Origin of the sequence: Enterococcus sp. FDAARGOS_375 (assembly GCF_002393265.1) — a bacterium.
GTDB classification, from domain to species: domain Bacteria; phylum Bacillota; class Bacilli; order Lactobacillales; family Enterococcaceae; genus Enterococcus_D; species Enterococcus_D innesii.
The window spans coordinates 507,486-530,299 of the sequence record NZ_CP023515.1 but is presented as its reverse complement, the minus strand read 5'-3'; the positions used below and the strand labels follow the sequence as shown (position 1 = coordinate 530,299).

17 protein-coding genes and 1 tRNA gene are annotated in these 22,814 nt (G+C 41.3%); 13 read left to right on the top strand and 5 right to left on the bottom strand.

Going from position 1 to position 22,814, the window contains the following annotated elements; translation table 11 throughout:
- Positions 1–65 precede the first annotated feature (65 nt).
- The gene (locus tag CO692_RS03475) at positions 66–440 is read right to left on the bottom strand and encodes a VOC family protein (RefSeq protein WP_005234340.1); all 375 of its coding nucleotides are present in this window, start codon (positions 438–440) and stop codon (positions 66–68) included.
- Between the two features lie 147 nt (positions 441–587).
- Between CO692_RS03475 and CO692_RS03470 the strand changes: the two genes are divergently transcribed.
- A complete protein-coding gene (locus CO692_RS03470) occupies positions 588–1,031 on the top strand; it encodes an NUDIX hydrolase (RefSeq protein ID WP_005234342.1) in 444 nt (147 codons plus the stop codon).
- 45 nt (positions 1,032–1,076) lie between these two features.
- On the opposite strand, the gene yidA is transcribed toward CO692_RS03470, so the two are convergent.
- From yidA to CO692_RS03455, 3 genes are read right to left on the bottom strand one after another with little or no spacing between them, the layout of a single operon-like run.
- Positions 1,077–1,895, bottom strand: a complete 819-nt coding sequence (yidA, locus tag CO692_RS03465) for a sugar-phosphatase (protein WP_096741554.1) — start codon at positions 1,893–1,895, stop codon at positions 1,077–1,079.
- 9 nt (positions 1,896–1,904) lie between these two features.
- Positions 1,905–3,275 carry an HD domain-containing protein gene (locus CO692_RS03460; RefSeq protein WP_096741553.1) on the bottom strand — a complete coding sequence of 457 codons (1,371 nt, stop codon included), beginning with the start codon at positions 3,273–3,275 and terminating at the stop codon, positions 1,905–1,907.
- Positions 3,259–4,080 carry a biotin/lipoate A/B protein ligase family protein gene (locus CO692_RS03455; protein WP_396000726.1) on the bottom strand — a complete coding sequence of 274 codons (822 nt, stop codon included), beginning with the start codon at positions 4,078–4,080 and terminating at the stop codon, positions 3,259–3,261. Before CO692_RS03455 ends, CO692_RS03460 begins: the two co-directional genes overlap by 17 nt.
- 222 nt (positions 4,081–4,302) lie before the next feature.
- Between CO692_RS03455 and CO692_RS03450 the strand changes: the two genes are divergently transcribed.
- Positions 4,303–4,740, top strand: a complete 438-nt coding sequence (locus tag CO692_RS03450; protein WP_077451789.1) for a DUF1934 domain-containing protein — start codon at positions 4,303–4,305, stop codon at positions 4,738–4,740.
- Between the two features lie 84 nt (positions 4,741–4,824).
- Entirely contained in the window at positions 4,825–5,433 is a 609-nt protein-coding gene (rpoE, locus tag CO692_RS03445) for a DNA-directed RNA polymerase subunit delta (RefSeq protein ID WP_005234347.1), read from the top strand.
- Positions 5,434–5,598: 165 nt separating this feature from the next.
- Here the strand turns inward: rpoE and CO692_RS03440 are convergent.
- A tRNA-Arg gene (locus CO692_RS03440) sits at positions 5,599–5,670 on the bottom strand.
- 51 nt (positions 5,671–5,721) lie between these two features.
- On the opposite strand from CO692_RS03440, the gene rpoN reads away from it, so the two are divergent.
- The 10 genes from rpoN to CO692_RS03390 all read left to right on the top strand — a co-directional run bounded on the left by rpoN (position 5,722) and on the right by CO692_RS03390 (position 22,737).
- Complete coding sequence (gene rpoN / locus CO692_RS03435) at positions 5,722–7,041, top strand: RNA polymerase factor sigma-54 (protein ID WP_185932308.1); 1,320 nt, start codon at positions 5,722–5,724, stop codon at positions 7,039–7,041.
- A gap of 246 nt (positions 7,042–7,287) precedes the next feature.
- Complete coding sequence (locus tag CO692_RS03430; protein WP_005228675.1) at positions 7,288–8,325, top strand: sugar-binding transcriptional regulator; 1,038 nt, start codon at positions 7,288–7,290, stop codon at positions 8,323–8,325.
- A gap of 40 nt (positions 8,326–8,365) precedes the next feature.
- Positions 8,366–9,367: a type I glyceraldehyde-3-phosphate dehydrogenase gene (gap, locus tag CO692_RS03425; protein WP_008380858.1), complete on the top strand. Its 1,002-nt coding sequence runs from the start codon at positions 8,366–8,368 to the stop codon at positions 9,365–9,367.
- A 99-nt stretch (positions 9,368–9,466) separates the two neighbouring features.
- Entirely contained in the window at positions 9,467–10,657 is a 1,191-nt protein-coding gene (locus CO692_RS03420) for a phosphoglycerate kinase (protein WP_005234355.1), read from the top strand.
- A gap of 63 nt (positions 10,658–10,720) precedes the next feature.
- Positions 10,721–11,476, top strand: coding sequence for a triose-phosphate isomerase (gene tpiA, locus CO692_RS03415; RefSeq protein WP_008380860.1), 756 nt, complete (start codon positions 10,721–10,723; stop codon positions 11,474–11,476).
- Positions 11,477–11,588: 112 nt separating this feature from the next.
- Complete coding sequence (eno, locus tag CO692_RS03410) at positions 11,589–12,890, top strand: surface-displayed alpha-enolase (RefSeq protein ID WP_005234360.1); 1,302 nt, start codon at positions 11,589–11,591, stop codon at positions 12,888–12,890.
- A gap of 228 nt (positions 12,891–13,118) precedes the next feature.
- Positions 13,119–14,231, top strand: coding sequence for a UDP-galactopyranose mutase (gene glf, locus CO692_RS03405; protein ID WP_096741550.1), 1,113 nt, complete (start codon positions 13,119–13,121; stop codon positions 14,229–14,231).
- A 161-nt stretch (positions 14,232–14,392) separates the two neighbouring features.
- A complete protein-coding gene (locus CO692_RS03400) occupies positions 14,393–21,346 on the top strand; it encodes a Cna B-type domain-containing protein (RefSeq protein WP_096741549.1) in 6,954 nt (2,317 codons plus the stop codon).
- Between the two features lie 144 nt (positions 21,347–21,490).
- On the top strand, positions 21,491–22,447 hold the full coding sequence (locus CO692_RS03395; protein WP_096741548.1) for an alpha/beta hydrolase: 957 nt from the start codon (positions 21,491–21,493) through the stop codon (positions 22,445–22,447).
- A gap of 17 nt (positions 22,448–22,464) precedes the next feature.
- Positions 22,465–22,737 (top strand): GNAT family N-acetyltransferase, encoded by a 273-nt coding sequence (locus CO692_RS03390; protein ID WP_005234370.1) that lies wholly within the window; start codon positions 22,465–22,467, stop codon positions 22,735–22,737.
- Positions 22,738–22,814 lie beyond the last annotated feature (77 nt).

Below are 22,814 nucleotides of genomic sequence, written 5' to 3'. Positions count from 1 at the left end.
AAATGAATCGAAATGGATCGAAAAAGAAAAAAGGACACGAGGTCCTTTTATCGATCACCTTCGCTTTATTTTTCGCGAATAACTTCGATTTTGTAGCCATCAGGATCTTTCACAAAATAGTAAGAAGGAGAAGTTCCTGGTAGTCCTTTCAGGTCAGTGACATCAAATCCGGCAGCTTGGTGCTTCTCATGAAGCGCTTCTAGATCATCGGTACTGATGGCGATGTGGCCATAGCCGTCGCCTAACTCATAGCCAGGATGGTCATAGTTATATGTCAACTCTAGCTCGTAGTCATCACCAGGCAATGTTAAGTAAACCAAAGTAAATTGATGTTCAGGAAAATCACGACGGCGAGATTCTTCAAAACCAAAGGCAGTTTGATAAAAATCTAGAGAAGCCGTTAAGTCTTTGACGCGGACACAAGTGTGAGCCATTTTCATGGGTAAATCATCCTTTCGATCTTGATAGTTGTATGATAACATATTTTCTCATTTTATAACGAATAAAAGATAACCGAGCGTTATTTCCAGCTTGTCCAGACTATTGGCATAGGGTAAAATGGAAAGAAAGTGTTGGTGGAGGGAATCATGCCAGAAAAGGAAATTGTGTTCGGGGAAAAAGAAGCGGGGAAACCATACAAATCAAGATATGGCGCGTATGTCGTTCTTCCAAATGAAAAAAATGAAGTGATCTTGGTACAAGCACCCAATGGCGCCTATTTTTTACCAGGCGGTGAAATTGAACCAAATGAGACCAAAGAAGAAGCGATCCAGAGAGAATTAATAGAAGAACTTGGATTTGAAGGGGAGATCGCTGCCTATTTAGGAGAAGCAGTTGAATACTTCTATTCACGCCATCGCGATACATTTTACCATCACCCCGGCTATTTCTATTTAATGACCAAATGGAAAAAAGTCTGCGAACCGACAGAAGAAACCAATCAGTTGTCATGGCATACGCCAGAAGAAGCGATTCAGCGATTAAAACGCGGCAGTCATAAATGGGCAGTTGAACAATGGTTAGCAAAATAAAAAAGGCAGGCTTCCGATAAAAAGGAAACCTGCCTTTTTTTACACTTAGTTATTTGCTAAAACATACTTGTTGATTACTTCTGCCACACCGTCTTCTTCGTTTGAAGCGGTTAGGACATCTGCGGCATTTTTCACATTTTCAGTGGCATTGGCCATCGCCACACCGATACCAGCGTATTCCACCATGGTTAAATCATTTTCGTTATCGCCGATCGCCATGACTTCTTCTTGTCTGATGCCTAAGTGCTCCGCCATTTTTTTGACAGCAGCTCCTTTATGGGCTTGTTTATTTAGGACTTCCAAGAAGTAAGGAGCACTTTTAACCACATTGTAGTTGTCGGTCAAACTACTCGGCAATTGTGGGATGATCTGATCCAGTATTTCGGGATCATCGATCATCATCATTTTGATGATATTCAAGTCAGCAGTCATTTCTTCTGGTGTCCGATATTTCAATGGCATGTTGACTAAGAAGGCTTCATAAATCGTGTAAGGACTGATATCGCGGTTAGCGGTATACATGGTATCCTCAGTTTCTACATGAAGGTGAACCCCTAATTTTCTCGCAGTCATCTCAACAAAGAGATAGTCATCTTGGGACAAACCGAATTCAGAGATGATCTCTTGATTTTTGGTTTTTTGAACCAAAGAGCCATTATAAGTAATCACGAAATCATTGTCCGTAAATAAGTCTAGTTCCTTCAATAAATCTTGGACACCAGTTAAGGGGCGTCCCGTACACAAAACGATGCGCACGCCTTGTGCTTCTGCGTCTTTTAATGCTTTGTAAACTGCTGGAGTGATCTTGCGGTCGTTGTTCAGCAGGGTGCCATCGATATCGATGGCGATCAGTTTGATACTCATAAGTTCCTCCTAGTGGCTTGGTTTGATCAAAGCACCATTGCGAATGTGCTTGGCAAACTCTTGATACGTCTCTCCAAATAAATCATAGTGATTTTGGATGTTGGGGTCAATCATTTCTTTTGGAAAATAAAAGCGTTGGTCACCTTGGGTTTGTCCTGCTAAGGCTGCAACAAGTTGACTGGCTTGGGATAATTCTACAAGGGAACCATCTTTTTCCTGTAATTCGATCTGTGTCCGATGCTTACCAGAAGTTGGTCGATAAAAATCATAAGGCAGATCGAAGCTTGAATTGATGGCAGTATAGTAGCGGGGATTGAAGCCGACTTTTTCCACCAGTCCCTGCATTTCTTCAATCATCGGCAACTGTGTCTCGTCGTCAAAGCGGGCGGATTTCAACGGTTTACGATTTAAGAACCGTTTGGCTAAATCGCTGAGGATCGGATCATTTTCTTCTGTCCATTGGGTAAAGTAGGTATTTAATACGCCATCGTCGAGTTTCAAATACTCATCTAAAGTGAATTCTTGTTTTAAAAATGGGAGAAGCAGCTGCGAATGGCCTTGAAACAATTCTGAATGCACCTGATACAGTTCTGCAGCTCGATCCAGCAAATGGGCTAAGATCACTTCCATCCCTCGAGAACTCGCATGGAAATAAACTTGCACATACATTTGGTAACGACTGACGATGTAGTCCTCCACAGCGTGCATGCCATTCATAGAAAAAGCAATACCGCCTTCGTACGGACGAATCACTCGTAGAATGCGAGTCAAATCAAAGGTGCCGTATTCAGTGCCGGTAAAATAAGCATCGCGCAGCAAGTAGTCCATCCGATCAGCATCGATTTGACTGGAAATCATTTGAACGACTTGGGGATTGGGATAGGTTTTAGTGATAACACTTGCCACCTTCTCAGGAAATCCAGCTTCCACACGATTCAATATCTGATGAACTTCCGTCTCAGGAGAAGTGATGATCGCCACTGTGATCGCTTCATGATCCGTATGAAAAATATGCTCAAAGGTGTGGGAGTAGGGTCCGTGGCCCACATCATGAAGCAATGCTGCACACAAGGTCACTAAACGCTCTTTGTCATCCCAGCCGTTTGGCCCGACTTTTTCAATGGGATAATTGCGTTGGAAAATATCGCAAATGCGACGACTGATTTCATAAACGCCCAAGGAATGGGAAAAGCGGCTGTGTTCTGCTCCGTGAAAGGTAAAAGAAGCAGTTCCCAGCTGTTTGATGCGTCGTAAACGCTGTACTTCTTTGGAATTGATCAAATCTAAAATTACTTGGTGCTGTACATGGACATAGTTATGAACGGGGTCACGAAATACTTTTTCTATCGCTAAGGTTTGATATTTATAAGGTAGACTCATCGCTAAACTCCTTTATTGGTTGGTTTCGCTTTTCCATGCCAGCTAAGCGTTGCTGCATTTGTTCGCTAAGGTTATTTTCTGTCAGCCATTGATCCAGTGATTCAAGCGGATATAGGGATTGGTCAGAGATCAAGGAAAGCAGGGCTTTTTGCAAGCGGTCAATCACCTCTTGTGTGGTAAACTTACGGCCGAGGGCTGCTTCTAAAGTGGTCATGCTCGCAGGATTGACGGCTGGATAGCCATTCGTACCAAAGCGCTCTTTCAAACCTGCTTGGTAAAAACGACGAACGAGAGAGCCGCGGGCTGGTTGGTCGCCATTGATGCTCAGATACATCATGACAGCCACGCCATCTTTGATCCGTCGTTGTGCTGTACCAGCAATTTTTTTTCCATCAATACTCAGGTCATAGGTGCCTGGGCAATACGAGTCAGCAATTTCATAAGCCAAAATTGTCTGCTTAGGAAAGGCTGTTTGCAACAATGCTGCCATCATTTCATAGGCTGCATCCGTGGTGACAGCCAAGTGTTTAGGGAAAATGAGGGAGACATTCAAAATACCGGCATCATTGATTACGCCAAGCCCGCCTGAGTTGCGGATGATCGAGGCATAGCCAGCTTCTTTTAAAACCTGCAGACCGTCTGTCAAAAACGGCAACCGGGTATCTTTCATGCCTAAAATCATCGTATCGGACAACTGCCAAAAATGACAATAAACTTGTTCCTGTTTGCCAGCAGCTTCGGTGGCAACATCGGTGAAGGCAAACGGCTCATAAGGATTGTGGATACGTGGTAAGGTTTGATCCATTACATAGATAGTCAAATCGGTTAAACTCCTTTAAAAATAGCTGTTATCCTTATTATATACGATTCTTGGAAAATTACTTGGAGAAAAGAATGAAAACTTGCTTTTGTTTTCGTTTTTTATTTTCAATGAAGAAATAGACCAAGGAGAATCAACTGAAATGATTGACAAACGCATAAAAAAAAGCAAGAATGAAACTGAAATCTTCAAAGGAGGCACACGTACATGCAAGAATTATCAAAAGGAATCCCAATCTCGATTCATTTAACAACCAATGTACGTCAAGCAGGGGAAACAGAGAACTTTCTGTTTGATCTGCAAGGACAAGCAGTCAAGATCGGTGATACCTTATATATCCGTTACAAAGAGATCCAGCCAGATGGCACCGACATTCCCGTTACGATGAAAATCATGCCAGACGGACTGATTCAATTGATTCGCTCAGGGGAAATGCGTATGCGCTTGAAATTTTCTTATAAGGAACGTTTAGAGACGAGCTATCAAACCCCGTATGGCTTGATGATGTTCCACACCTTCACCAATCACTTGCACGTTAGTTTGAAAGACCGTCCATACTCGGGAAAGATCGATATCGATTATGATTTGTTCATGGCTGCTGACAAAGTCGGCGAATACAAACTATCTTTAGAATTTACCGCTTGATCAAAGGGAAATTGAAAGAAAAAATTGCAATTTGAGCCGTAATTTTGTATGATTAGGAGTAGACTGTGAAAGGACGTGTCCTGTTTGGAAATTAATGTATTTGAAGGTGTAAATAAAAACGAATTGTCGATGATTGAAGTTGCCCATGCGATTTTAGAGCAGCGCGGTGACGTGATGGATTTTTCTGATTTGGTCAACCAAATCCAAAATTATCTTGAAACATCAGACAGCGAGATTCGTGATTCATTGGCGCAGTTTTATACAGACTTGAATATCGACGGTAGTTTTATTTCTTTAGGCGACAATCGTTGGGGCTTACGTTCATGGTACGCCATTGATTCGATCGATGAAGAAGTCAACCATGGCATCGAAGACGAGGATGAAGATACACCACGTCGTCGCAAACGTAAAAAAGTCAATGCCTTTATCAACGATGATGAAGACGCAATCGATTATAACGATGATGATCCTGAGGATACTGATTTGTCAGATGACGAAGAAGATGATCTCTTTGATGATGATGATGACGAGGATGAAGAAATCTCGGCATACAATTCAGACTTGCAAGAAATCGGCGCCGACAACAGCACCGATGATGAAGAAGAATTACCTGACAGCATTGAGGAAGATCTCACCATTATCGATGACGATGATGAAGATGATTTTGCGGATGAAGAGGAAGAAGAGGAGTAATCCTCTTCTTTTTTTCGCCTTTTGGTTGCAAGCAACTTATAATCGGTGAAGGACGATTTCGTCTTCTTACATAGATACAAATAAAAAAAGGAACCGCGTCAGCGGTCCCTAAGTGCTTTTGAATTATTGATTTGAATCGAGTATACTTGTAACGAAAAGAAAAAACGCGCCTTGAGGGAATCGAACCCCCGTCTCAAGAACCGGAATCTTACGTGATATCCACTACACTAAAGGCGCGAAGCACAAATATTAGTTTAACCAATTTCAGTGAAAAAAACAAGAGGTAGAATGATGAAATTTCAACAGCAATTTTCACAACAACAAAAACAGACGCAAAAGCTTGCTATGACGCAGAAATTGCAGCAATCGATCCAAGTGCTGCAATTTTCCGCAGACGAATTATTGTCATTCATAGATAACCAGGCATTAGAAAATCCGTTGATTGATCTGGGGGAATATGATTCGCCCATCACACCAAGCAAGAGCAGCGGCTCGTCAGAACAAATAATGGATTATTTAAGTCAGATTCCTGACCAGCATACATCGTTGTTTGAGCACCTCATTGATCAAGTTCATTTAAATTACCGCGACACCTTTTTGCGGACGATCGTTTTATTTTTAGTCGAGTACATTGATTTAAACGGCTTTTTGACGATTGACTTGGAAGAAGCTGGAAAGCTTGTTGGTGGGACCCCAATCCAAATGCTCGATGCTCTAACCTTGATCCAGCAGCTGGATCCGGCAGGAGTCGGTGCTCGTGATCTAAGAGAGTGCTTGATGCTGCAAACGGAAAGAGATGACTATGCGCCGCCAATGGCCTATCTCATTTTAGAAGAATTCTTTACGGAAATGGCAGAGCGCAAGTGGGACAAAATCAGTAAAGCGTTGCAGATCCCTTTAAACGAGATCCAAAAGGTCTTTGACTATGTTCAAACGTTGACCCCGACACCGGGGGCGGCGTTTGGGTCAACGGATGGGCTCTACATTGTACCTGATTTGCGAGTAACGGTTGAAAAAGGACAACCAATCGTGAAATCAAACAAACGCGCCTTACCAGAAGTTCGCTTTCAGCAACAGTACTTTGACCAATTAAAGCAAAGCGGTGATCCGGAGGTCCTAAGTTATTTAGACAATAAAGCCCAAGAGTTCGAGTGGCTAAAGAAGACCTTGCAACAACGAGGGGATACCATCTATCGTGTCGGCGTGCAGATCATTTCTCGGCAAAAGGAGTTTTTCACCCAACCGGATCGACCATTAAAGCCATTGGTTTTAAGAGAAGTTGCCGAAGAGTTAGGCATTCATGAATCAACGGTCAGCCGGGCAGTCAACGGGAAATATTTGGAAACCTCCTTTGGGGTGTTTGAATTGAAACTATTTTTTGGACAGAAAGTTTCGACGCAAGAAAGCGGTGATGACCTGACGACTGCATCGATCAAACAGCAGCTAAAAGCACTGATCGATGAAGAAAATAAAAATAAACCATTGTCAGATCAAAAGTTGACAGATGCCCTCAAAGCCCAAGGCATCGATATTTCCAGACGAACGGTGGCAAAGTATCGCGAAGCCATGAATATTCCTGGTTCTTCCAAGCGGAAACGATTCGAGTAAAGCAAAAGCTTACTACTAACGACGAGTAGGGAAGGCAGCAAAGCCTTTCCTTTTTTTATCGATCACTTCCAATTTTTTAATTTATGACGATTTTATGAAAAGCAAGATTTTGTGACTGAAATAGTTGCGTATCAAGGCGATAAGTGCTACTATTATTGGTGTAGGAAACAGATTTAATTTTTTTTGCAATCGATGGGTCATTTTAAGTCATTGTAGGACGAAAATTGTCCAACGGGAGGATATAAAATGCTCGATGAATTAAAATTGATTGAGGCAATCACCCCGGATATTCTCGCTGTACTCCAGGAACGTTACCGTATCTTAAGAAATATTTATTGGATGCAGCCCGTTGGCCGCCGGACACTTTCGGAAAGTTTATCAATGACGGAACGCGTGTTGAGGACGGAAACAGATATCCTTAAAAAGCTGAAACTGATCGACTCTTCAAAAAGCGGCATGCAATTGACCGCCTACGGAGAAGAAGTGTACACGAAGATCGGTGCACTGATGGATCAGCTGTTCGGAATGCACCAAATCGAGAAACGATTATCAGAGACCTTTGGCATCGAACGTTGTTTGATTGCGAGCGGCGATGGTGATCGACAACCGAAAGTTATTGCTGAATTTGGCCAGTTGCTGAATGAATCGTTGGATCTCTTATTGCCAGAAGGCAAAAACACTATCGCAGTGATGGGAGGGACGACAATGGCGAAAGTTGCTGAGGAATTAGGTAATTTAGAAACCGCCAAACGTCATAACTTGTTTGTACCAGCCCGTGGCGGTATTGGAGAATCAGTCAACGTCCAAGCAAACTCAGTCAGCTCAGTGATGGCGATGCAGACAAATGGCGATTATCGCTCCTTGTTTGTACCAGAACAATTAAGCATGAACACCTACGAGTTTCTCTTGAAAGAACCCGCTATCGTTGATGTCTTAAACTTGATAAGTCAAGCAAATTGTGTTATTCATAGTATTGGACGGGCGTTGCATATGGCGGCTCGACGAAAAATGTCAGAACAAGAAATTCTGATGTTGAAACAAAAAAATGCAGTTGCAGAATCCTTTGGGTATTTCTTTAATGAAGCAGGCGAGGTCGTTTACAAAGTTCCTCGAATTGGGCTTCAATTAAAAGATTTGCAAAAAGTCCCAATCATTTTTGCGGTCGCTGGTGGACAGTCAAAAGCCAAAGCGGTCAATGCATACATGAAAAATGCACCAAAACAAACCTGGCTCATCACTGATGAAGCTTGCGCAAATGAGATTTTAAAAGGGGCAACCCTTTAAAATAAATATTTTTATGATTTTCATAAGGAGGAAATCTTAAATGACAGTTAAAGTAGGTATTAATGGATTTGGACGTATCGGACGCTTAGCATTTCGTCGTATCCAAGAAGTAGAAGGAATCGAAGTTGTGGCTATCAATGATTTAACAGACGCTAAAATGTTAGCTCACTTGTTAAAATATGATACAACACAAGGACGTTTCAACGGTACAGTTGAAGTTCACGAAGGTTCATTCAATGTGAACGGAAACGAAATCAAAGTTTTAGCTAACCGCAACCCTGAAGAATTGCCTTGGGGCGAACTAGGTGTTGAAATCGTGTTAGAATGTACTGGATTCTTCACTTCTAAAGCAGCTGCTGAAAAACATTTAACAGCTGGTGCAAAACGTGTAGTTATCTCAGCTCCTGGTGGAAACGATGTTCCAACAATCGTTTACAACACAAACCATGAAACTTTAACAGGTGAAGAAACAGTTATCTCTGGCGCTTCATGTACAACAAACTGTTTAGCTCCTATGGCGAAAACATTGAACGACAAATTTGGTGTGATTGAAGGATTAATGACTACAATCCACGCTTACACAGGTGACCAAATGACTCTAGACGGACCACACCCTAAAGGTGACTTCCGCCGTGCCCGTGCTGCTGCTGCAAACATCGTGCCTAACTCAACTGGTGCTGCTAAAGCGATCGGCTTAGTAATCCCAGAATTGAACGGCAAATTAGATGGTGCTGCTCAACGTGTTCCTGTTGCAACTGGTTCATTAACTGAATTAGTTACTGTTCTTGACAAAGAAGTAACTGTTGATGAAATCAACGCAGCAATGAAAGAAGCTTCAAACGAATCTTACGGTTACAACACAGACGAAATCGTTTCTTCTGATATCGTTGGTATGACTTACGGTTCATTATTTGATGCAACTCAAACAAAAGTTATGACTGTTGGCGACAAACAATTAGTTAAAACTGTTGCTTGGTACGACAATGAAATGTCATACACTGCACAATTAGTACGTACTTTAGAATACTTCGCTAACCTATAAGAGTTGCGAACGACTTTAATTTAAACCATCGCAAGAGAAAGCGGGGAAGCATCGCGCTTCTCCGCTTTTTTTAACAATTATGCTAGGAGGAATCTGTTCATGGCTAAAATGACAGTTCAAGATATCGATTTAAAAGATAAAAAAGTTCTTGTACGTGTGGACTTCAACGTTCCATTGAAAGATGGAGTGATCGGAGACGATACACGGATCAAAGCAGCATTACCAACAATCAATTACGTGATCGAAAACGGCGGAAAAGCAATTCTTTTCTCACACTTAGGTCGTGTGAAAGAAGAAGCAGATAAAGCTGGAAAATCTTTAGCGCCAGTTGCGAAACGTCTAGGCGAATTGTTAGGCAAAGAAGTAACTTTCGTGGATGAAACCCGCGGCGAAAAATTAGAAGCAGCGATCAACAACATGCAAGATGGCGATGTCGTTGTTTTTGAAAACACTCGTTTCGAAGACATCGATGGCAAAAAAGAAAGCAAAAACGATCCTGAACTAGGTAAATACTGGGCTTCTTTAGGCGATGTTTTTGTAAATGATGCCTTTGGTACCGCACACCGCGCACACGCTTCAAACGTAGGGATCGCTTCAACAGGTATCCCAACAGTTGCTGGTTTCTTAATGGAAAAAGAAATCAAATTCATCGGGGAAGCAGTCGAAGAACCAAAACGTCCAATGATCGCGATTCTTGGTGGAGCAAAAGTATCTGATAAAATCGGCGTAATCGAAAACTTGATTCCTAAAGCAGACAAAATCTTGATCGGCGGCGGAATGACGTATACGTTCTACAAAGCAAAAGGCATGGAAATCGGTAATTCTCTTGTGGAAGCAGATAAAGTAGAATTAGCAAAAGAATTGATCGAAAAAGCTGGCGATAAATTAGTATTACCAGTTGATTCAATCACTGCTGCTGAATTTTCAAATGATGTCCCAACAGAAGAACATACTGGTGATGTTCCTGAAGGACAAATGGGCTTAGATATCGGACCTGAAACCATCGCTTTGTTTGCTGAAACATTAAAAGGCGCAAAAACAGTCGTTTGGAACGGACCTATGGGTGTGTTTGAAATGTCTAACTTCGCAAACGGTACGATTGGTGTTTGTGAAGCAATTGCCAACCTTGAAGATGCAACAACGATCATCGGTGGCGGTGACTCTGCAGCTGCAGCAGAACAATTAGGGTTTGCTGACAAATTTACCCACATCTCAACAGGTGGCGGTGCCAGCCTTGAATTGCTAGAAGGAAAAACACTTCCTGGCCTAGCTGCGATCAACGATAAATAATCAATGACAAGCCGTGCAAAGAACTTTCTTTGCACGCTTGATAACGAAAAGGAGTGCCAGAACATGCGCAAACCAATTATTGCCGGAAACTGGAAAATGAACAAAACTGCGAAAGAAGCAAAAGAATTTGCTGAAGCAGTCAAAACAAAAATTCCTAGCAACGAGACAGTTGACTCTGTGATCGGTTCGCCAGCTTTATTCTTAGAAACATTAGTGAATGCTGCTGAAGGAACAGAATTAAAAATTGCTGCTCAAAACAGCTACTGGGAAAATGAAGGTGCCTTTACTGGCGAAACTTCACCAGCAGCTTTAGCAGATCTAGGTGTTGACTATGTCATCATCGGCCACTCAGAACGTCGTGAATACTTCCATGAGACAGATGAAGACATCAACAAAAAAGCCAAAGCAATCTTTGCAAACGGCATGATTCCAATCCTATGCTGTGGTGAATCTTTAGAAACCTATGAAGCTGGCAAAACAGCTGAGTGGATCGAAGGACAAATCACTGCTGGCTTAGACGGTTTAACAGACGGTCAAGTAAGTAATCTTGTGATTGCTTACGAACCAATCTGGGCAATCGGTACTGGTAAATCAGCGGATGCAAACATCGCAGACGAAATTTGTGGCGTTGTCCGCAAAACCGTTGAAAAATTATACGGCAAAGAAGTTTCAGATAGCGTGCGTATCCAATACGGCGGTTCTGTAAAACCTGAAAACATTGCTGAATACATGGCAAAAGAAAATGTTGACGGAGCATTAGTTGGCGGCGCAAGCTTGCAAGCTGATTCATTCCTAGCATTATTAGATGCTGTAAAATAATTTCATTTTCATGAAAATAACATTTGCAGAATCGTGATTTTTTCACTACAATTAAGTTGTTCGCAAGGGGTATTCCCCTTAAGATAAAACAAACTCAAAGGAGAGACAAAACATGTCAATTATTACTGATGTTTACGCACGCGAAGTCTTAGACTCACGTGGTAACCCAACTATCGAAGTAGAAGTCTACACAGAATCAGGTGCTTTCGGCCGCGGAATGGTTCCTTCAGGAGCTTCAACAGGTGAACACGAAGCAGTTGAATTACGTGATGGCGACAAAGCTCGTTATGGCGGTAAAGGTGTAACGAAAGCAGTTGACAATGTAAATAACATCATTGCAGAAGCTATCATCGGCTACGATGTCCGTGACCAAATGGCTATCGATAAAGCAATGATCGCTTTAGACGGAACTCCTAACAAAGGTAAATTAGGCGCAAACGCGATTCTTGGTGTTTCTATCGCTGTTGCTCGTGCAGCTGCTGATTACCTAGAAGTACCTTTATACCACTACTTAGGCGGATTCAATACAAAAGTATTGCCAACTCCTATGATGAACATCATCAACGGTGGTTCTCACTCTGACGCACCAATCGCTTTCCAAGAATTCATGATCTTGCCTGTAGGCGCACCTACATTCAAAGAAGGCTTACGTTGGGGTACTGAAGTATTCCACGCTTTGAAATCAATCTTGTCTAAACGTGGTTTAGAAACTTCAGTAGGTGACGAAGGTGGTTTCGCTCCTCGTTTTGAAGGAACTGAAGACGGTGTTGAAACAATCTTAGAAGCAATCAAAGCTGCTGGTTTAGAACCAGGCAAAGATGTATACCTAGGATTTGACTGTGCATCATCAGAATTCTACGAAAACGGTGTTTACGACTACTCTAAATTTGAAGGCGAAAACGGCGTAAAACGTACTGCTGCTGAACAAGTTGACTACTTAGAAGAATTAGTTAACAAATACCCAATCATCACTATCGAAGACGGTATGGATGAAAATGACTGGGATGGGTGGAAACTATTAACTGAACGCTTAGGCGACAAAGTTCAATTAGTAGGGGATGACTTGTTCGTTACAAATACTGAAATCCTTGAAAAAGGGATCAAAAACGGTATCGGTAACTCAATCCTTATCAAAGTTAACCAAATCGGTACATTGACTGAAACTTTCAATGCAATCGAAATGGCGAAAGAAGCTGGTTACACTGCAGTAGTTTCTCACCGTTCAGGTGAAACAGAAGATTCAACAATCTCTGATATCGCAGTTGCAACAAACGCTGGCCAAATCAAAACTGGTTCTCTTTCACGTACTGACCGTATTGCAAAATACAACCAATTGCTACGTATCGAAGACCAACTTGGTGAAGTTGCTGAATACAAAGGCTTGCAAGCTTTCTACAACTTAAAAAATAAATAATCTCTCGATTATTGCTTTGCTCTGAAAGAGTAGCGGTTGATTTAACAGTCAGCCGCTGCGATTTCAGAGCTTTTTTGTTGTCTCGATTCATTCATTGAAGACAATGACCATTCATCTAAGATAACTGAAAGTACTCATTTCTTCTTTATTTTCTTTTTCAGAAAAAAGAAATTATAGTTCTGGCTTATCAAAATTCTAAAATAAAAGAAAAAAGGTTAGGAGAAAAAAATGGCTTATGATTATTTGATCGTTGGTACAGGTCTTTTTGGCTCAGTTTTTGCTCATGAAGCAGCGAAACGGGGACATACAGTGAAAATGTTAGAAAAACGGACACATATTGGCGGCAATTGCTATACAGAAAAACAAGCAGGAATCGACGTACATAAATATGGTGCGCACATTTTTCATACATCGAGTAAAAAAATTTGGGATTATATCAATCAGTTTACTGAATTCTATCCCTATATTCATGCACCAATTGCAAACTATCAAGGTGAGTTATATAATCTTCCTTTTAATATGAACACATTTTACCAACTGTGGGGAACCAAAAATCCTGCTGAAGCTCGAATCAAAATATCGACCCAAATTGAAAAGACAGGAATAAAAAGACCACGAAATTTAGAAGAACAAGCTCTTTCTTTAGTCGGGACAGACATCTATCACAAACTGATCAAAGGCTACACTGAAAAACAGTGGGGACGAGAATGTGATCTTCTTCCTTCTTTTATTATCAAAAGACTGCCTATTCGGTATACCTTTAATAACAATTATTTTACGGATATTTTTCAAGGAATACCCAAATTGGGCTATACACAAATGATTCAAAAAATGCTTACACATCCACTGATTGATATTTCTTTAGAGACTGATTTTTTTGCAGATCGCACACATCATGAAGCCTCTTCTAAGAACATTGTTTATACTGGAATGATTGACCAATATTTCGATTATTGTTATGGTGAGTTGGCCTATCGGTCTTTACATTTTGAGACTAAAGTCTATGACACGGATAATTACCAAGGAACAGCAGTCATGAACTTTACAGACAGTCAAACGCCCTATACGCGAATCATTGAGCATAAACATTTTTGTCCAGTGGTGACAAAAAAAACAGTTATCACTAAAGAATACCCGAAAGAGTGGAAGAAAGGAGATATTCCTTACTACCCAATCAACGATCAAAGCAATAATGCACTGTATCGCAAGTATGAGAAATTGGCGCAACAGCAAAAAAAATGTTTATTTGGTGGGCGCCTAGCCAACTATCGCTATTATGATATGGACGATACGATCGCAGCTGCTTTGAAGCTTGTTCAATATGAATTTCCAGCAGAGTAACTTCTTTTATTGGAGAGGTTGCTTTTTTTTTGTCCCGATTCTGGGACAAAACGTAACTTTTTTACTAGCTATGAAATAATTAGTTGTCCTATCTCATAAAGAAATAGGACTTGGGGAAGCTTGTAAAAATATTTTTACGAAAGGGGAGAAAAATAAACGTAATGAGTAAAAAGAATAATTATCGAAAGTTGTTACGATCCAATAAAAGTGAACGCTACAAGATGTATAAAAGCGGAAAACATTGGGTGTATGCAACGATCACTTCTTTTACTGGCATTGCTGGATTGAGTATCACGCCAATCGTGGCGCATGCTTCAGAAATCACACCGCCATTAGATGCAAGTAAAGAAGCAAATGCCGAGAATGTCTTGGCAAATAAAACGACTACCAAAATACCGGCTTCATCGACACAAGAAAGTGAAGCTACTTCACTCTCTGAAAGTACGCAGCCATCGGAAAGTTTTTCTGAATCCGAAAGTAATACGCAGTCACAAAGTGCGACAGAGTCAACTAGTTTAACAGAATCACAGAGTGTGAGTGATTCAGAAATTGAAAACAATGTTACCAGTATTGAAGAATCCCAAAGTGTTTCTGAATCAATGAGTCTTTCTGAGGAGGAGAGTGTGTCCGAATCAGAAAGTTTGAGTATCTCAGAAAGTACTTCGATTTCAGAAAGTGGTTCGTTGTCGTCAAGTGCATCAGAATCGACCAGTTTATCAATGTCACGATCTACAAGTGTTTCTCATTCAACGTCAGTAAGTCAAAAGAACCCACCAAAACAAACAGTCACCGAAAAAAATAAAGTAGAATCACAAAAAGCACAAGAGCTCTTTGATCAATTAGTGCCTAAGAAAGTACAAGCTTCGGTTGACACTACAACGAATTCATTAGAAATAGTAGTCAAAGATGGCAATTCACCAAGTACATCTTTGATACGGGCAGCGCAGCAATATGCTAGTGCCAATAACTTGATTGCAAGTTTTGCAATCACCACTCAATCAGGGCAGATCATTAAAATCAACGTTTCTGCAGATCCGGATATGGGTCGAGAAGAATTTGAACAGGCAATCAATGATGGAAATAAAACCAATTCACCTTCTGGAGTAACAGTTGATGTGCCTGATCAAGTGAAGAATAAAGATTTATACAAACAAACCGCTATTGCTAATGGCACGTATGCGGCAGTTAATGACTGGGCTACCTTAAAAGCAGCGTATGGAAATTCTTCGATTACCTATATCGAGGTCACCGCCAATATTACAGCAGCTACCAATGTGGCTACTCGTGATTTAGGTTGGCGCGAAACGAGTGTGATTATTGACGGGAATGGTTTTACAGTCAATATGGCAGGAGCAGCGTTTAATGTAGGGGCAAGTTCTACGGTTCGCGGTTCTATTTTTACGATCACAAATATTAACTTGATTCATTGGCAGTCAGGCACCAACTCAGGAGACAGTGGGACAGGTACAGCGGACGCAGTGATTGATTCAAGGTCGGCAACAGGTGGTGATGGATACTGGTACTTCAATATCGATAATGTCACTCTCGAAGGACGAGATGGTGTTAGCGGAACAGATACTGCTTATCAACCACGACGACTACTGGATGCTGAGGATAGTCAAGTGACTTTATCTGGCAAAATTGTTGCCAATGTAAAACAAGAATTGATGCAAATTGGGGAAGTAGCTATCGCTAATGGGTCCCATGTAGAGTTGAACCGAACAGCTGGTACCACTGGTTATTCCATGTTTTACTATATGGCGATCCGAGGGAACAATGCGAGTGATACAGGATTCAACCATACCTTTAAAGTAGGTGATGGTGCGACAATTATTGGTAACGAACTTAGTACCTATAATAGTAACAACTATCCCCTTGTCTATTATGGATTTAACTCAATCACTGTTGGAGATGACGTAACCTGGAAACAAGACGGCTTCCAAATGCTCCTTGATTTTTCTCGTTATTCAGGAAGTCAATCAAATGACCGAACTGCAACTTTTGGACAAAATTTGCAAATGACGGCTACGCGTACAGTAGGTTCTAACTCGCTGAATGTCACAAATAGAGCGATTGTTACATTTAATGCAGGAACGGTGCTTGATTTGCAACAATGGAATGCCAATACTGTTGTAAACGTTGATTCTGGCGCAACCATTCGCTTTATTTCACCGCGAGCATTGCACTTAGCACGTCTAACTTCTTCAGGAGCTGTTTCAGCCGGCCGATTGATTACAGGTTCAGGAACATTCGTCATGAATAATTCTCAGATTAGTACATGGCAAGGCAGCAGTAGCCAAACCGATGCTCCAGAAGGAAACCGTAATTTAAAATTCGTAGAAATGACTATTTCAGGTACGACAACCACCATTAAAGATACGGCTGGAAATGTTACTACATCTAATATTGTAGATACCTCTACCCGTGAATTAGCGACTGTTGCTATTGCACCAGGAACTGTAACTGTAAACTATGTTGATCAGTATGGCAATATTATCAAAACTGTTGATATGCCAATTGATCCAGACGTTAATTACATTGGTGAGTATCTTGATTTGCAAACGTTGGAGTATGCAAATGAGTTAATGCCTGATAATTACATGTGGGCGATTGGTACCCAAGTCGCTAGTTCTGCGAAAAATGATGGCCAAAGTGGTGGAGATAGTACGACTGATGCTGATAATGGGGATAGTTATGGACAAGCGACAGTTGCGATCGTTCCGATGGAAAATACCAATTATACCTATAATATTTATGTATACGGTGTTGCCAATAATTCGGTTCAGTACCAATATGTTGACGTTAAGACAGGTCAAGTGATCTCTTCTGAGTACATGAATGCTGGTACCGAAGCTTCAGGAACAGATAGAATTCCTGCAAACTATGGAAATGTTATCGATTGGACCAATAGTTACTATACTTCGACGAATTTACCTCCTGGTTACTATTATGCAACAGGTGCAGTATTAAATGGCAACGTCCAGCCTGGATCTACAACAGTAGGAACAGGTGCGAGTCTAACCACTATTTATGTTGTAGCAGATACACAAACAGTCAACGTAACATTTGTTAATTCAGATGGTCGTCCATTACAGAACCAAACTGGCACAGTTGCCATCAATGGGACGACCGGACAAGAAATAAGTTATACGGATTTAATTGCGGATTACCTCACTCAAACCGGCTATTATGCAGATCAAACAGGGACATTTGTTTTTGATAATACTAGCAATAATGGTAGTACGACAGATAGTGATCAACAGTTTATTACGATCACTCTCTATCCATCTTATCAAGAAGTCGGTGTCGTTGGGAATAACCAACCGGCCTCAGATCCGGCTACAGGGGAAGCATTTGAGCAAATCCCGGGAACAGTCACTGTTGGAAAATATGGTACTTCTGGCGTTTCAAACGAAAGTATTACTCTTGGTGTAACAGATGCAGATTTAGAGAGAAATGGATATATTTATACGGTTACTGGACCAGATGGAGTAGTCTACAATACATTAGCGGAAGCTTTGGCTGCCAATCAAACTTTTGACACTACTAGCAATGGAGCATCTCAAATGGATTCTTCACCTCAGATGTTCACGGTCAATTATGAGCAAGATCCAGTATCATTGTCTACCTCAGAGTCTGTTTCGGGAAGTGAATCATTATCTGAATCCATTATTACTTCTACTTCAGAATCAGAAAGTGTTTCTCTTTCTCAATCGATTTCAGAAAGTGACTCTTTATCAGAATCGATCTCTGTCAGTGATTCAGAATCTATGTCTACATCAACGAGTGAATCTGTTTCAGTATCAGAATCAGAGAGTGATTCATTGTCATCGTCGATTTCAGAAAGTGAATCTGATATGAATGATTCGACATCTGAATCATTATCAACATCAGTCTCTACTTCATCTTCTTTAAGTGATTCAGAATCGGTTTCGATTTCATTGAGTGACTCAGAATCAGCGTCTCTTTCAATAAGTGAATCTATTTCAGTGTCGGACTCAGAGAGTGGCTCGTCATCGACCTCTATCTCAGAAAGTGAATCAATGTCTCTTTCAATTTCGATTAGTGATTCAGAATCTTTATCAGAATCCCTATCTGAAAGTATTTCAACATCTATTTCACTGTCGGATAGTGATTCAATGTCAGAAAGCCTTTCTGCATCAGAATCGTTATCCATATCAGCTAGTGTTTCTGAGTCAGATTCAGAAAGTGATAGTTCTAGCTTTAGTGCCTCTGTTTCTGGATCATTGAGCAACAGTACAAGTGATTCTGAAAGCTTATCTTTATCTGAGTCAGTATCAGTTTCACTCTCGCAATCACTCAGTGAATCCACTTCACTATCATTGTCAGAGAGTGATTCAGTATCAGAAAGTATTTCAGCATCAGAATCATTGTCTGTCGCAATTAGTGAATCTGATTCTTCTTCGCTTAGTGAGAGCATTAGTTTCAGCGAATCTATTTCTGATTCATTGAGTACCAGCATGAGTTTATCAGAAAGTTTATCGGAATCAGACTCGATCTCAAATTCAATTAGTACGTCGATGTCATTGAGCAATAGTGAGTCTACTAGCGAATCAGCAAGCTTCAGTGGCAGCACAAGTGTGAGCAACAGCGATTCCACAAGCGCAAGTACGTCAGTGAGCGAATCAACATCTACAAGTGTTAGTGAGTCGATAAGTACCAGCACATCAGTTAGCGATTCATTATCGTTAAGTAACAGTGAGTCAATGAGCTTGAGTACCTCACTTAGTGATTCCTCCTCATTGAGTGCCAGCATTTCGACCTCACTAAGTGCAAGTGACTCTGCAAGTTATAGCAGCAGTACGAGCGTAAGTAATAGCGATTCGACAAGCGAAAGCATATCTGCAAGTAATTCACTTTCAGTAAGTAATAGTGAGTCAACAAGTGCAAGTACGTCAATCAGCGATTCTTCCTCATTGAGTGCCAGCATTTCGACATCATTAAGTGCAAGTGACTCTGCAAGTTATAGCGGCAGTACGAGCGTAAGTAATAGCGATTCGACAAGCGAAAGCATATCTGCAAGTAATTCACTTTCAGTAAGTATTAGAGAGTCAACAAATGATGGTGTTTACGAACTTCAAAATAAAAAGACACATAAAGAGGTTGATGAAGAGGTCACAAATGATGATGGACAAGTAATCGAAACGGATCTTCCAGAGGGAGAGTATTCCTTTGTGGAAACGGAGGCGCCAGACGGCTACCTGATTGATACGAAACCCATCTCCTTTTCAGAAGATCCAATTGCGAAAGAAGACCAAAAGGTAGTTGTTTCTCTTTCAAAAACAGAATTAGAAAAAGATACGCCGATTACTATCAAAGGGCTGACAAAAGGCACGTCTCCTGTGCTCATCAATGTGGATACTGAAGGAGCAAGTACCGTTAATATCAAGTCGCAAATCAAACTAGAATATACGGATGGCACGTCTCGTAATAGCCATGAAACAGAAGAGTTTGATGATGCTGTTATCTTATGGAATTTTGTTGGCCAATCAGAGGGCCAAACGATTTCGATTAATAGTCCCTTCCAAGGAACCATCTTGGCTGTTGGTGATACAGTGGATGTCCATCAAAATGTTGACGGCAGTATCATTGCGGATACAGTATTGGTCAATGCAGAAACCCATCGCTGGGATCTGCAAGCAAATGAAACAATCGTGCCGACTATTAAACTAGCTGCCATGAATCAATTGCTTTCTTTTGATACAACGACAATCAGCGGGACCAAAACGTGGGACGATTATGACAACAAATTTAATACCCGTCCGGCAAGTATTACGGTTCAATTATTGCAAAACGGTGAAGTGTTCCAAACAAAAACGGTTACCCCAAATAAAGAGGGGGAATGGCATTATGAATTTACGGACCTACCGACAACTGACGAATCTGGTCAGACTTATGATTACACAATCCAAGAAACACCTGTTGAAGGGTATACTACTAAAGTAAACGGTTATGACCTAGTCAACACCTACCGTAATACCGAAACGACAGACGTAGCTGGAACAAAGACATGGGATGACTATAGCAACAAGTTCAACACCCGCCCTGAAAGCATCACTGTCAAGCTGATGCGAAATGATAAGGAAATCGACGATCAAATCGTAAAAGCAGATCACCAAGGCAACTGGACTTATCGCTTTGACAATCTGCCTAAGTATGATGCCGAAGGAAAAGAGTACACTTACACGATCCTAGAAGAAAAAGTGTCAGGTTACACCACTAAAGTCAACGGCTATGACCTAGTCAACACCTACCGTAATACCGAAACGACAGACGTAGCTGGAACAAAGACATGGGATGACTATGAAAACAAGTTCAACACCCGCCCTGAAAGCATCACTGTCAAGCTGATGCGAAATGATAAGGAAATCGACGATCAAATCGTAAAAGCAGATCACCAAGGCAACTGGACTTATCGCTTTGACAATCTGCCTAAGTATGATGCCGAAGGAAAAGCTTACACCTACGCGATCCTAGAAGAAAAAGTGTCAGGTTACACCACTAAAGTCAACGGCTATGACCTAGTCAACACCTACCGTAATACCGAAACGACAGACGTAGGTGGAACAAAGACATGGGATGATTATAGCAACAAGTTCAATACCCGCCCTGAAAGCATCACTGTCGAATTAATGCAAAACGGTAAAGAAATCGCCAAGCAAGTCGTAAAAGCAGATCACCAAGGGGACTGGATCTATCGTTTTGAAGATCTGCCAAAATATGATGCGAAAGGTCAAGCTTACACCTATAGCATTCAAGAAGTGGCTGTCAAAGGATACAAGTCAGATGTCCATGGCTATGATTTGATCAATACTTATGTCGAACCAAAAACGCCGAGAACGCCTGAGACACCGAATGATCCTAGCGGTCCCAAAGTACCAACCCCTTCTGACAAGTCTGATAAACCGAAAAAAATAGCCAGATACGCCGAGCAAAAGCTGGATGACAAAAAGAACCAGACAGAGTCATCACAGACAGATAATGAAAAACGCTTGCCAAAGACAAACGAGGAATCCTCTTATGAACTAAGTGTTCTTGGAGGTATCTTACTCACCATGATTGCTTTCCTATTCTATAAACAGAAACATATTTAACCAAACAAATCTTTGTACTGCTCCTTCGCTAGAAGTCAGTACAAAGATTTTTTCTTAAAAAAGTATAGGACTTATTTAAGACTTGCGACAAAACTTTGGCTGAAAACCGGTGTAAATGGTAAACTAAAATGAAGGGGGGATCCTATGGTTTGGCTATTGCTACTACTGCTTATTTTTATTTTTTTGGTGTACTATGTATATCGCACGTCTGTGATGAAAAAGGGCGTACGCTATTTTGTTTCGGCAATTATTATGCGTAACAATGAATGGTATGAAAAAGAAGGCAGAAAGAAACTGGGGATTCCATACAAAGAGCGGATCGCAAAAAGCAGTTCGGCTTTTTGGGCACAAGGTTCGGAATGTACGGTAACGACCACCGATGATCTGATCTTGAGAGCAGAAGTCTTCGATCAGTGTGCTAAAACATGGGTGATTTGCTTGCATGGGTATCGCAGTGATGGGCAAGCAGACTGTCAAGATGCGGCCGAGAAATTCTGGGCTGCGGGTTACAATGTTTTAGTTCCTGATTTGCGTGGACATGGCCGCAGTGAAGGCAAAGAGATTGGTTTAGGGTGGCTAGATCGGATGGACCTGCTTTTGTGGATCGATAAGATTTTGGAAAAAGACCCCCAAACCCAAATCTTCCTCTATGGTTTAGGAATGGGGGCGGCGACTTTGCTGCTGGCCAGTGGAGAAGTCATGCCGGTGCAAGTGACGGGGTTGATCTCAGACAGCAGTTACACGTCCGTTTACAGTGCCATTCGGGCAAGTCTACCGCAATTTTCTCGGTTACCCGTCAAGCGCTTTTTGCGATTAGCCAATCGTTACAGTAAACACCTAGTTGGCTACCCCTTCCTACAAATCTCAGTGACCCGACAAGTCGGCAGCAACCATTTACCTGTGCTTTTTTTACAAGGAGAGAAGGATACGTTTCTTTCTGAAAAAGAAATCAATACTTTAATGGAGGCAACGGCTGGTCCGAAACAAAAAGTCCTTTTTCCCAGTATGGGACATTTACAGGCAGTTAAAGACGCACCAGAATATTGGACAACCGTTTTGCAATTTATTGAGAATAGCAAACAAAATACAGACATTGTCTGATAGAAAGGGAGAATACAATGGAAATAAAAGAAGAAAACAAGCGTTTTGCTTTATATGATGGAGAAACAGAAATCGGAGAGATCACATGGCAAGAAACGCCAGATGATGTGCTAGAAGTAGACCACACCTTCGTCAACCCTGATTATCGCGGACAGCAATTGGCGCAAAAGTTACTCAAAGCAGTTGTTGAAAAAGCACGACGGGAAGAGAAAAAAATTATGCCTGTCTGCTCTTTTGCGGTCAAGGAGTTTAAAGAGAAACCAGAGTACGATGACGTACTGGTTCGCTGATTTGAACGAAAAGCAATCTATGAGAAAAAGGCTGTCAGAAAGGACAGTCTTTTTTTAAACCATCATGCAAAGGGCAA